10 protein-coding genes are annotated in these 11,641 nt (G+C 65.8%); 7 read left to right on the top strand and 3 right to left on the bottom strand.

The features are described from left to right. Positions 1 to 69 precede the first annotated feature (69 nt). The 4 genes from pgm (at position 70) to JQ616_RS00360 (ending at position 6,017) form a co-directional block, all read left to right on the top strand. Positions 70 to 1,710, top strand: a complete 1,641-nt coding sequence (gene pgm, locus JQ616_RS00375) for a phosphoglucomutase (alpha-D-glucose-1,6-bisphosphate-dependent) (protein ID WP_212011387.1) — start codon at positions 70 to 72, stop codon at positions 1,708 to 1,710. Positions 1,711 to 1,733: 23 nt separating this feature from the next. Then, positions 1,734 to 2,690, top strand: coding sequence for an NAD-dependent epimerase/dehydratase family protein (locus JQ616_RS00370; protein ID WP_212011386.1), 957 nt, complete (start codon positions 1,734 to 1,736; stop codon positions 2,688 to 2,690). After that, complete coding sequence (locus JQ616_RS00365) at positions 2,683 to 3,558, top strand: dihydrodipicolinate synthase family protein (protein ID WP_212011385.1); 876 nt, start codon at positions 2,683 to 2,685, stop codon at positions 3,556 to 3,558. The genes JQ616_RS00370 and JQ616_RS00365 overlap by 8 nt, the downstream gene beginning before the upstream one ends. Before the next feature lie 131 nt (positions 3,559 to 3,689). After that, a complete protein-coding gene (locus JQ616_RS00360; RefSeq protein ID WP_212011384.1) occupies positions 3,690 to 6,017 on the top strand; it encodes a xanthine dehydrogenase family protein molybdopterin-binding subunit in 2,328 nt (775 codons plus the stop codon). A 100-nt stretch (positions 6,018 to 6,117) separates the two neighbouring features. Here JQ616_RS00360 and JQ616_RS00355 read toward each other — a convergent pair whose 3' ends face one another. Genes JQ616_RS00355 through JQ616_RS00345 form a run of 3 tightly spaced genes read right to left on the bottom strand, consistent with a single transcriptional unit; the run spans position 6,118 to position 9,335 of the window. Next, positions 6,118 to 7,314, bottom strand: coding sequence for an acyl-CoA dehydrogenase family protein (locus tag JQ616_RS00355; RefSeq protein WP_212011383.1), 1,197 nt, complete (start codon positions 7,312 to 7,314; stop codon positions 6,118 to 6,120). Positions 7,315 to 7,326: 12 nt separating this feature from the next. Further along, entirely contained in the window at positions 7,327 to 8,472 is a 1,146-nt protein-coding gene (locus JQ616_RS00350; RefSeq protein WP_212011382.1) for an acyl-CoA dehydrogenase family protein, read from the bottom strand. Positions 8,473 to 8,480: 8 nt separating this feature from the next. Next, positions 8,481 to 9,335, bottom strand: a complete 855-nt coding sequence (locus JQ616_RS00345) for an enoyl-CoA hydratase (RefSeq protein WP_212011380.1) — start codon at positions 9,333 to 9,335, stop codon at positions 8,481 to 8,483. Positions 9,336 to 9,492: 157 nt separating this feature from the next. Between JQ616_RS00345 and JQ616_RS00340 the strand changes: the two genes are divergently transcribed. From JQ616_RS00340 to JQ616_RS00330, 3 genes are read left to right on the top strand one after another with little or no spacing between them, the layout of a single operon-like run. Next, positions 9,493 to 10,113, top strand: coding sequence for a LemA family protein (locus JQ616_RS00340; protein ID WP_212011378.1), 621 nt, complete (start codon positions 9,493 to 9,495; stop codon positions 10,111 to 10,113). A 20-nt stretch (positions 10,114 to 10,133) separates the two neighbouring features. Next, on the top strand, positions 10,134 to 11,030 hold the full coding sequence (locus JQ616_RS00335) for a TPM domain-containing protein (protein WP_212011376.1): 897 nt from the start codon (positions 10,134 to 10,136) through the stop codon (positions 11,028 to 11,030). Between the two features lie 4 nt (positions 11,031 to 11,034). Continuing rightward, positions 11,035 to 11,532, top strand: a complete 498-nt coding sequence (locus JQ616_RS00330) for a TPM domain-containing protein (RefSeq protein WP_212011374.1) — start codon at positions 11,035 to 11,037, stop codon at positions 11,530 to 11,532. Positions 11,533 to 11,641 lie beyond the last annotated feature (109 nt).

Genomic DNA, 11,641 nt, shown 5'->3' with positions numbered 1-11,641 from the left:
CGCCATGGTAGCACGCCATGACATCACTCGTTGTGCTGATGGTCGGTGATACCAGATCTGAGAGGTCACGTGACTGCACCAAATCCCGCCGCCGGCAAACCCATCGATCCCTCAGCACTCGCCAATGTGCCGCGGCTTGTCACGGCCTATTTTGCCGGTAAGCCCGACCCGAGTGATCCCACCCAGCGGGTTGCGTTCGGCACCTCGGGTCATCGCGGCTCGTCGCTGAAGAATTCATTCAACGAGGACCACATCCTCGCCACCACGCAGGCGATCTGCGATCACCGGCGCGAGAAGGGTCTCACCGGCCCGCTGTTCATCGGCATCGATACCCATGCGCTGGCCGAGCCGGCGCTGGCCAGCGCAGTCGAGGTGTTCGCGGCGAACGGCGTCGAGATCATGATCGACGCGCAGGCCGGCTACACCCCGACGCCCGTGATCTCGCATGCGATTCTGAGCTACAACAAGGGCCGCAGCACCGGCCTTGCCGATGGTGTCGTCATCACGCCGTCACACAATCCGCCGGAGGACGGCGGCTATAAATACAATCCGCCGCATGGCGGCCCGGCCGACACCGACGTCACCGCCGTGGTCGAGAAGAACGCCAACCGCTACATCGAGGCCGGCCTCAAGGGCGTGGCGCGGATACCATATGACCGCGCGCGCAAGGCCGCGACCACGCATCTGCACGACTACATCACGCCTTACGTCGCCGATCTCGGCAACACCGTCGATCTCGCGCTGATCAAATCCGCCGGCGTCAGGATCGGGATCGATCCGCTCGGCGGCGCGGCGGTGCATTACTGGCAGCCGATCATCGCGCGCTACGGCATCAACGCGTCAGTCGTCAACACTGCGGTCGATCCCACCTTCCGCTTCATGACCGCGGATTGGGACGGCAAGATCCGGATGGACTGCTCGTCGCCCTACGCGATGGCGAGCCTGATCGGGATGCGCGACCGCTTCGACGTCGCCTTCGCCAACGATACCGACGCCGACCGCCACGGCATTGTCACCCGTTCGAACGGGCTGATGAACCCGAACCACTTCCTCGCCACCGCGATCGCCTATCTGTTCGCGCATCGGCCGCAATGGAGCGGGGATGCCGCGATCGGCAAGACCATCGTGTCGAGCTCGATCATCGATCGCGTGGCGAAGAAGCTTAACCGCAGACTGGTCGAGACGCCGGTCGGCTTCAAATGGTTCGTCGACGGGCTCGGCGGCGGCGGCTTCGGCTTTGCCGGCGAGGAAAGCGCCGGCGCCTCGTTCCTCAAGCGCGATGGTTCAGCCTGGACCACGGACAAGGACGGCATCATCCTCGGCCTGCTGGCGGCGGAGATCATCGCCAAGACCGGCCGCGATCCCAGCGAGCTGTTCAAGGAGCTGACCGCCGAGCTCGGCGTGCCCTATTACGAGCGCATCGACGTCGCGGCGACGCCGAAGCAGAAGAACGCTTTGAAAGCGCTTGGTCCCGAGCAGCTCAACATGACCCAACTCGCCGGCGATGCCGTGCGCGCGGTCAGGACCAAAGCGCCGGGCAACGATCAGCCGTTCGGCGGCATCAAGGTCGAGAGCGAGGCCGGCTGGTTTGCCGCGCGTCCCTCAGGCACCGAGGATGTCTACAAGATCTACGCCGAAAGCTTCCGCGGGCCGGATCATCTGAAGCAGATCCAGGGCGACGCGCAGGCCGCGATCGCCAAGGTGTTCTGAAGGCGCGGGGCCGGGCGGAAATCATGCGCGTATTGTTGACCGGCTCGTCCGGCTGGCTCGGCCGTTTCCTTGCGCCGCGGCTCCGACGGGCCGGCCATCACGTGACCGGCCTCGACGTCGTCCCGGGCGAGGCGACCGATGTGGTCGGCTCGGTGGCCGATCGATCGGTGGTCGATCGCGTGTTCGGCGATCACGGCATCGAGGCCGTGATCCACGGCGGCGCGCTGCACAAGCCCGACATCGCGCGGTTCGCGCCCCAGGCCTTTGTCGACGTCAACGTATCAGGCACGCTCAACCTGCTGCAGGCCGCCGCTGCCGCCGGCCACAAGCAGTTCGTCTTCACGTCGACCACCTCGCTGATGATCTCGCAGGCGATCCGCGACGAGGAAGGCCATGCGGCGGTTTGGCTCGACGAGACGACAGGGCCGCTCGAGCCGCGCAACATCTATGGCGTTACGAAACTCGCGGCCGAGGGGCTGTGCCGGCTCTACAGCCGCGAGCATGGCCTGAACTGCGCAGTGCTGCGCACCAGCCGCTTCTTCCCCGAGGACGACGACACGATCGTCGACATTCACGGCGAGAACCTGAAGGCGACCGAGTTGCTGTATCGCCGGCTCACGGTGGAGGATGCCGCCGAGGCCCATATCGTGGCGCTGGAGAATATCCGCGGTTTCGAGGTCTTTGTGATCAGCGCGCCGACGCCGTTTGCGCGCAACGATGTCGCTGAGCTGAAGGCGGATGCGGCAGGCCTCATCGGACGCAATTTCCCCGATGCGCCGGCGCTGTTCGCGCGGCGCGGCTGGCAGCTGCCGGGCTCGATCGGCCGGGTCTACGATGCCGGCAAGGCCGAACGCCTGCTCGGTTTCCGCGCGGTAACCGACTTTGCCGCGGTGCTCGGCGCGCTCCGCCGCGGCGAACCGCTTCCCTTTGCGCACGATCCCGATTATGTCTCGCCGTCAGCGAGGCTTGCAAATGGCTGATTTTCACGGCGTCTTTCCGTATCTGGTGTCCCCGGTCGATCCCGCCGGCCATGTCCGCACCGAGGTGCTGGGCCGGCTCTGCGATGATCTGATCAAGGCCGGCGTCCACGGCCTGACGCCACTCGGCTCGACCGGCGAATTCGCCTATCTCAACAATGCGCAGCGCATGCAGGTGGTGGCGACCACGATCGAGGCCGCGCAGGGTCGCGTCCCCGTGGTGGCCGGCGTCGCCTCGACCTCGACGGCCGACGCGGTGGCGCAGGCCAAGGCCTATCAGAAGCGGGGTGCCGCCGGCATTCTCGCGATCCTGGAGGCGTATTTTCCGCTCAGTGATGCCCAGGTGGAATCCTATTTCCGGGCCATTGCCGATGCGGTCGACATTCCCGTGGTGATCTACACCAACCCGAATTTCCAGCGCTCCGATCTGACGCTCGACGTCATCGCGCGGCTCGCCCAGCATCCGCGCATCGGCTACATCAAGGACGCCTCGACCAACACCGGCCGGTTGCTGTCGATCATGAACCGCTGCGGCGACAGCCTGAAAGTGTTCTCGGCGTCCGCCCATATCCCGGCCGCGGTCATGCTGATCGGCGGCCATGGCTGGATGGCCGGCCCGGCCTGCATCATCCCGCGCCAGAGCGTCGAGCTCTACAATCTCTGCCGCCGTGCCCGCTGGGACGAGGCGATGGTCCTGCAGCGCAAGCTCTGGCGTATCAACGAGGCGTTCGCCCGCTTCAACCTCGCGGCCTGCATCAAGGCCGGGCTCGCGAGCCAGGGCTACGATGTCGGCGACCCCGTGCCGCCGCAGGCGCCGCTGACCGCCGAGCAGCGCAAGGTGGTCGAAGCCGCGTTGCGCGATCTTGCCTGAAACCGGCCTGCGCCTTGCCCCGCAGCTTGCGTGATGCATAAAGCGCATTACGTCGTCTTTCCCGCGCGTGTTGTCTCGCGCCGAAAATCCGTTAAAACCCGCCGAAATTTCTGAACTCAAGGACTCTTCTGATGAACATTCTTCCCGGCAATATGCGTTTCGGTGCGGGCCAGCCAGTCAAGCGTCTGGAAGACCAGCGGCTGGTCACCGGGAAGGGGCATTTCATCGACGACAAGCCGCAGGACGGCGCGCTCTGGCTGCACGTGCTGCGCTCGCCGCATGCCCACGCCAATATCAAGTCGATCGACGCCAGGGCGGCGCTTGCGATGCCGGGTGTCAAGGCGGTCTATACCGGCGCGGACCTCGTCAAGGACGATATCGGCACGCTGCCGACGCTGGCGATCTTCAAGCGGCCGGACGGTTCGCCGATGACGGTGCCGCCGCGGCGCCTGCTCGCGCATGAGGTGGTGCGTTACGCCGGCGAGGGTGTCGCGGCCGTGGTCGCGACCTCGCGCGTGCTGGCGCAGACCGCGGCCGAGGCGATCGAGATCGATTACGAGGTGCTGCCCTCGGTGGTCGATCCGGTCGAGGCCATCAAGCCCGGCGCGCCGGCGGTCTGGCCGGAGGCGCCCGACAACATCGTGGCCGCGATGAGCTATGGCGACGCCGTCAAGGTCGAGGAAGCCTTCGCCAGTGCCGCGCACAAGGTGTCGCTCGATCTCATCAGCCAGCGCCTGGTGCCGTCGGCGATGGAGCCGCGCTCGACGATTGCTGAGATCGAGAAGAAGACCGGCCGGCTGATCCTCCACGTGCAGTCGCAGACCCCGGGCTCGACCCGCGATCTGCTCGCGGAATCGATCCTGAAGCGGCCGAAGGACAGCGTGCGCGTGCTGGTCGGCGATATCGGCGGCGGCTTCGGCCAGAAGACCAGCCTCTATCCGGAAGACGGCATCGTCGCCTATGCCGCGACCAAGCTGAACGAGAAGATCCGCTGGCGTGGCGACCGCACCGACGAGTTCGTCGGCGGCACGCATGGCCGCGACCTGACTTCGACCGGCGAATTCGCGCTCGACGCCAAGGGCCGCGTGCTGGCCTATCGCGTGCGCTCGATCGGCGGCACCGGTGCTTATTCGTCCGGCACCGCCAACATCATTCCGCTGGTGCTCGGCCCGTTCGTGCAGACCGGCGTCTACGACCTGCCGCTGGTGCATTTCGAGGTGAAGTCGGTGATGACCCACACCGCGCCGGTCGGTGCCTATCGCGGCGCCGGCAGGCCGGAGGCGGTGTTCATCGTCGAGCGGCTGTTCGATGCCGCGGCGCGCCAGATCGGCATGGACCCGCGCACCATCCGCAAGGTCAACTACATCAAGCCGGCGCAACTGCCCTACACCAACGCGGTCGGGCAGGTGTACGATTCCGGCGCCTTCGCGCACATGCTGGAGCGCGCGTCTGACCTCGCCGACTGGAACGGCTTTGCCGCGCGCAAGAAGGCGGCGAAGAAGAAGGGCCTGCTCTACGGCCGCGGCCTGACCAGCTACATCGAGTGGACCGGCGGCCGTGCCCACACTGAGAACGTCTCGCTGCATGCGACCGCCGAAGGCCGCGTCATCCTGCATTCCGGCACCATGGCGATGGGGCAGGGCCTCGCCACCACCTACACTCAGATGATTTCAGATACGCTCGGCATCGCGATGGACAAGATCGACGTCATCCAGGGCGATACCGATCTTGCCACCGGCTTCGGCAGCGTCGGCTCGCGCTCGCTGTTCGTCGGCGGCACCGCGGTTGCGGTCTCCAGCAACGACATGATCAACAAGGCGCGCGACAAGGCCTCCAATCTGCTGGAAGCCTCAGCAGAGGATATCGAATATCGCGACGGCTTCCTCACCGTGGTCGGCACCGACAAGCGCATCAGTCTGTTCGAGATCGCGGCCAAGGAAACCGGCGCCAAGCTCTCGGTCGAGAGCGAGGGCAATGTTGACGGGCCGAGCTGGCCTAACGGCACCCATATCTGCGAGGTCGAGATCGATCCCGAGACCGGCGTGACGCGCGTGGTGCGTTACACCACGGTCGACGACGTCGGCGTCGCGGTCAATCCGATGCTGGTGACGGGACAGGTGCATGGCGGCGTCGTCCAGGGCATCGGCCAGGCCCTGTATGAGGGCGTGGCCTACAGCGAGGAAGGCCAGCTGCTGACCGCGAGCTATCAGGACTATTGCATTCCGCGCGCCTCGGACGTTCCGCCGATGTCAGTGACGCTCGATCCTTCCGCGCCCTGCAAGACCAATCCGCTCGGCGCCAAGGGCTGCGGCGAGTCCGGTGCAATCGGCGGCCCGCCCTGCATCACCAACGGCGTGATGGACGCGCTGAGCGAGGTCGGCATCACCCGGCTCAACACGCCGCTGACGCCGGTTAAGATCTGGCAGGCGATCCAGGACGCGAAGGTGACGGCTGCATAGCCGTCATTCCGGGGCGCGCGTGAGCGCGAACCCGGAACCTCGCGCCGCAACCTCGAGGTTCCGGGTTCGATGCTTACGCATCGCCCCGGAACGACGGTTTCTACAACCCCAACACCATCTTCGCGATGATGTCGCGCTGGATCTCCGACGATCCGCCGAAGATCGTGTACGCCCGCCCGTTGAGATACTCCGGCACCACCGGCAACAGTTCTTCCGGGATCGCCGGCTCGTGGTTGAGCCGGTAGAACGGCCGCGCCGCCTCGACGGCAAGGCCGTCCTGCCCGATCACGTCGACGCCGAGCCGCGTCACCGCCTGGCGGATCTCGCTGACGCGGAGCTTGATCAACGACGACACCGCGCCGGGATTCTGCCCGGTCTGTAGCGCCGACAGCACCCGCAGTTCGGTCATCTCGAGCGCATCGATGTCGACCTCGGCTTCCGACATCCGGATCGCGATATCGGGGTCGTCGATGGCGCGGCCGGTGACATCGGACTCCGCGAGATCGGCGATCGTCTTCAGCGCCTCGCGCAGCTTGGCCGATGCGATGCCGGAGCCGCGCTCGAATTCGAGCAGATATTTGCCGTAGGTCCAGCCCTTGCCTTCCTCGCCGACGCGGTTGGCGACGGGCACGCGGACATCGTCGAAGAACACCTGATTGACCTCGTGGTCGCCGCCGATCGTCAGAATTGGCCTCGTCGTGATGCCGGGCGTCTTCATGTCGATGAGAATAAAACTGATGCCGTCCTGCTGCCGCGCGCCGTCGCTGGTGCGCACCAGCGCGAACATGCGGTTGGCGTGATGCGCATGCGTGGTCCAGATCTTGGTGCCGTTGATGATGTAGTCGTCACCGTCGCGCACCGCGCGGGTTTTCAGCGACGACAGATCGGAGCCCGAACCCGGCTCGGAATAGCCCTGGCACCAATAGTCTTCACCCGAGAGGATTCGCGGTAGATAAAAGTTCTGCTGCTCCGGCGAGCCGAAGCCGATGATGACGGGACCGACCATCTTCACGCCCATCACGTTGACGTTGGGCACGCCGGCGCGGGCGCATTCGGCCTCGAAGATCCAGCGCTGTGCCGGCGTCCAGTCCGGCCCGCCATGCTCCACCGGCCAGCCCGGCGCGCCCCAACCCTTCTTGTGGAGCGCGCGCTGCCAGGCCATGCCGATATCGGGGTCGGAGAACACCGACGGCGTCAGCGCGGTGGCGCGCTTCATCTCCGGCGTCAGGCTGGAGGCGATGTAGTCGCGGACTTCCTGTTCGAAAGCGCGCTCCGCGGCACTGAAGGTGAGATCCATGTGCGCTCTCCGTTAGGCGTGGACGCGGCCGCTTAGCGCGGCGTGGCGGCGATAATGATGGGCGCTGCCGCCGAACAGCGTGTCGAAGGTGAGCAGCCGCTTGAAATAGGCGCCGATATCGAGCTCCTCGGTGACGCCCATGGCGCCATGCAGCTGCACCGCCTGCTCGGCGACAAAGCGCGCGCACTTGCCGATCTTCGCCTTGGCGCCGGAGGCGGCACGTCCGCGGGCGACAGGCTCGGCATTGGCCATCAGCGCGGCGCGCAGCGCCATCGAGCGCGCCTCGTCGACCTGCATCGCGACGTCGGCGAGGCGATGGCGGATCACCTGGTTGGCCGACAGCGGCCTGCCGAACTGTTTTCGAATCTTGGTGTATTCGAGCGTGGTGTCGAGCAGCGTCTGCATGATGCCGACCGCCTCGGCGCCGAGCGCGGCCATCGCGCGGTCGACCACGGTTTCGATCGCCGGCAGCGCATCCTGGCCGTCGCCGAGCAAAGCGTCAGCGGGCAATTGCACATTCCTGAGATCGAGATTGCAGCCGCGTCCACCACCGAGTCGCGCGTAGTCGCGCAGCGTGAGGCCAGACGTTCCCGCCGGCACCAGGAACAGGGCAAGCTTGCCTGAGGCGCCATTGGCGTTGGCGATGCGGGCGGAGACGATGATCTGGTTGGCGGCTGCGCCGTCGAGCACCGCGATCTTGCTGCCGCTCAGCCGCCAGCCGTCGGCGGTCTTCGTGGCGGTCGTGTCGACATGTGCCAAGTCGAAGCGGGCGGCGCGCTCCGAATGCGCGAAAGCGAGCGTGAGCGCGCCTTCGGCCACCTTCGGCAGGATCGCCTGCTGCTGCGCTTCGGTGCCGCATTCGGCGACCAGCGCGGCGCCGATCACGACCGTGGAGAGGAACGGCTCCGACACCAGGCCGCGGCCGAACGCCTCCATCAACAGCCCGACCTCGATCGCGCCACCGCCGAGCCCGCCATGGGCTTCGCTGATCGGCAACGCCAGCCAACCGAGCTCGGCGAATTGTTTCCAGATCGCGGACGAATAGCCCAGCGGATCGTTCGCCGTCTTCTTGCGATGATCCGATGTGAACGTCTCCGCCACGAAGCGGTCGGCACTTTCGCGCAGCAGGCGCTGCTCGTCGCTGAGGGTGAGGTCCATCTGGCTTTCTACACGTTGGCGGTTTTCTTGACGGAGGGATGCAGACCGGCCGGGTCCACCACCATTCCGAATTCCTGAAGATTGTGGGCATGGCAGAGCTGATGCAGCGCGAAGGCCTGATCGATCGCGGCCGGCTGGCCCATGATATCGACCGAGCGGTTCACTGCTTCCTTGGACAGCTTCAGCGCGAAGGCGGGTTTTGCCGCGATCCGTCGTGCCAGCGCCAGGGTGAACGAGGAGAGATCACCGCGCGGCACCACATGATTGACCATGCCGAGGCGATGCGCCTCGTCGGCGCTCCAGACGTCGGCGGTGAACAGCATCTCCTTGGCCTTGCGTGCGCCGAGCTCCCAGGGATGCACGAACCATTCGACGCCGCAGACACCCATCGTCACCACGGGATCGCAGAACTCGGCATCACTGCTCGCGACGATCAGGTCGCAGGCCCAGGCCAGCATCAGCCCGCCCGCGATGCACTTGCCGTGCACCTCGGCGATCGTCGGCTTGGCGAGATTGCGCCAGCGCCGCGTGATCTGCAGATAGATCTCCTGCTCGCGCGCGAAGCGGCCATGGGCATTGGGCTCGTTGAAGCCACCCCAATTTCCGACTGGCGGGAAATCGACGCCGGCCTGGTTCTTGGCCCCTGGCCTGAGATCGTGGCCGGCCGAGAAATGCGGGCCGTTGCCGGCGAGGATGATGACCTTGATCGCGTCGTCCTGCACCGCCTGGTCGAAGGCGGTGTTGAGGTCGTAGGTCATTTGCAGGTTCTGAGCGTTGCGGGCCTCGGGGCGGTTCATCACGATCCGCGCGATCGCCGGTTCGGGCCGCTCGACAACAATCGTCTCGAATTGTTCAGACACCATGGATCCTCCCAGGATCGATTTTTTCGCCATGATGAACGGCGCGGGGAGGGAGTGGCAAGGGCCAACGCCTGCAAAAGCGCGCGCGAAATCCGCCGTGCGGGATTATCGGGCGAAAATCTGTTAACCTGATACAGATTCCACTGGGAGGACCATCTTCATGCGTAAGCTTTGGACCGTGCTGGCAGCGCTGGCGACCTTGAGCCTGACCAACTGCGGCTACAACGCGATCCAGACCAATGACGAGACGGTCAAGTCGAGCTGGTCGGAGGTGGTGAACCAGTACCAGCGGCGCGCCGATCTGGTGCCGAATCTGGTCAACTCGGTGAAGGGTTTTGCGCAGCAGGAGAAGGACGTGCTGCTCGGCGTCACCAATGCGCGTGCCAAGGTCGGCAGCATCCAGGCGACGCCCGAGGTGCTCAACGATCCCGCAGCATTCCAGAAGTTCACGCAGGCGCAGGGTGAATTGACCAGCGCGCTGTCGCGGCTCCTGGTCGTCACCGAAAATTATCCGCAGCTGAAATCGGATGCGCTGTTCCGCGACCTGATGGCCCAGCTCGAAGGCACCGAGAACCGCATCACGGTGGCGCGCAACCGCTACATCAAGTCGGTGCAGGACTATAACGTCGGCATCCGCACCTTCCCGAACAATCTGACGGCGATGGTGTTCGGCTACAAGGAGAAGCCCAACTTCACGGTCGACAATGAGAAGGAGATCTCGACCGCGCCGAAGGTCGATTTCAATCCGGCCCCGTCGCCATCCCCCGCGCCGTCGAAGTAACGACGGCTGCGCCGATCGCGATGACCGCCGCACGCGTCATCCTGCTCGCCTTCCTGCTGGGCTTCATCTGCCCGGCGTGGGCCGAGGTCGCGGTGCCTCAGCTCACCGGCCGCGTCGTCGATCAGACCGGGACGCTGTCGTCGGGTGACGTTGCATCGCTGACCGACAGGCTGAAGGATCTGGAGACCCGCAAGGGCAGCCAGATCGCGGTCCTGATCGTGCCGACCACGGGCGAGGAGACGATCGAGCAGTTCTCGATCCGCGTCGCCGAGGCCTGGAAGATCGGACGCAAGAAGGTCGACGACGGCGCGCTGCTGGTGGTCGCCAAGAACGACCGGCATTTGCGCATCGAGGTCGGCTACGGCCTCGAAGGCGTGCTGAGCGACGTTATCACCCACCGCATCATCGACGAGGACATCACGCCGAAGTTCAAGGCCGGCGATTTCGCCGGCGGCATTTCAGCGGGCGTCGACCGGATGATCCGGCTGATCAATGGCGAGCAATTGCCGGCGCCGGAGCCCGAGCATTGGCAGGCGCCGAACCTGGTCGATTTCGCCAATCCGGTCGTGATCTTTGGCGTCATCATCGTGGCGGGCTTCTTGCGCGGCCTGCTGGGACGGCTGTTGGGCTCGGCGGCGACCGGCGGCATTGTCGGCGCCTTCACCTGGATGTTGGCGGGCTCGCTCGCCACCGCGCTGGTGGTCGGGCTGTTCGCCGGTGTTGCGGCGCTGATCTTCGGCGGATTGAATTTCGGCGGTCCCGCGGCCGGCTCGGGGCCGTACCGGCGCGGCGGCGGTTATTCCGGGGGCTGGTCCGGCGGCGGGGGCTGGAGCAGCGGCTCGAGCTCGAGCGATGGCGGCGGCTTCAGCGGCGGGGGCGGCAGCTTCGGCGGCGGCGGCGCCTCGGGGAGCTGGTAGGCACATGAGCATCAAGCGCATCGGCAAGCATCTGCTCGAACATCGCTGGCGCGTGCGGCGCGAGTTTCCGCCACGCGTGCTCGATGCCATCGAGCAGGCGATCAAGGCCGGCGAGGCAACGCATTCCGGTCAGATCCGTTTCGTCGTCGAGGGCGCGCTCGACGGCGTGCCGCTGTTCCGCAACCAGCCGGCGCGCGAGCGGGCGCTCGACGTGTTCTCGCATTTGCGGATCTGGGACACCCATCACAACAATGGCGTGCTGATCTATCTGTTGCTCGCCGACCGTGACGTCGAGATTGTCGCCGACCGAGGCATCGACGCCAGGGTTGGCCGAGCCGGCTGGGAAGCGATCTGCCGCGCGATGGAAACGGATTTCCGGGCCGGTCGGTTCGAGCAGGGCGTGATCAACGGCATCGCTGCGGTGTCGCGGGAGCTGGCGGAGTATTTCCCGCACGCAGAGGGTGACCCGAACGAGCTGCCCGACAAGCCGGTCGTGATTTAGGGCGCGATAGCGGATGGGCTGAAGGTCTCTTGAGCCGACCACGCCTGCATAATTTCCGAATAATAGAATTATGCGGCTGAGTTGCCCGACATGTCAAGCAGCCCGTGAC

Source organism: Bradyrhizobium tropiciagri (assembly GCF_018130545.1).
Classification (GTDB): Bacteria; Pseudomonadota; Alphaproteobacteria; order Rhizobiales; family Xanthobacteraceae; genus Bradyrhizobium; species Bradyrhizobium tropiciagri_A.
Note: the sequence above shows the minus strand (reverse complement) of the source record. Positions and strands in the feature narration are given on the sequence as shown.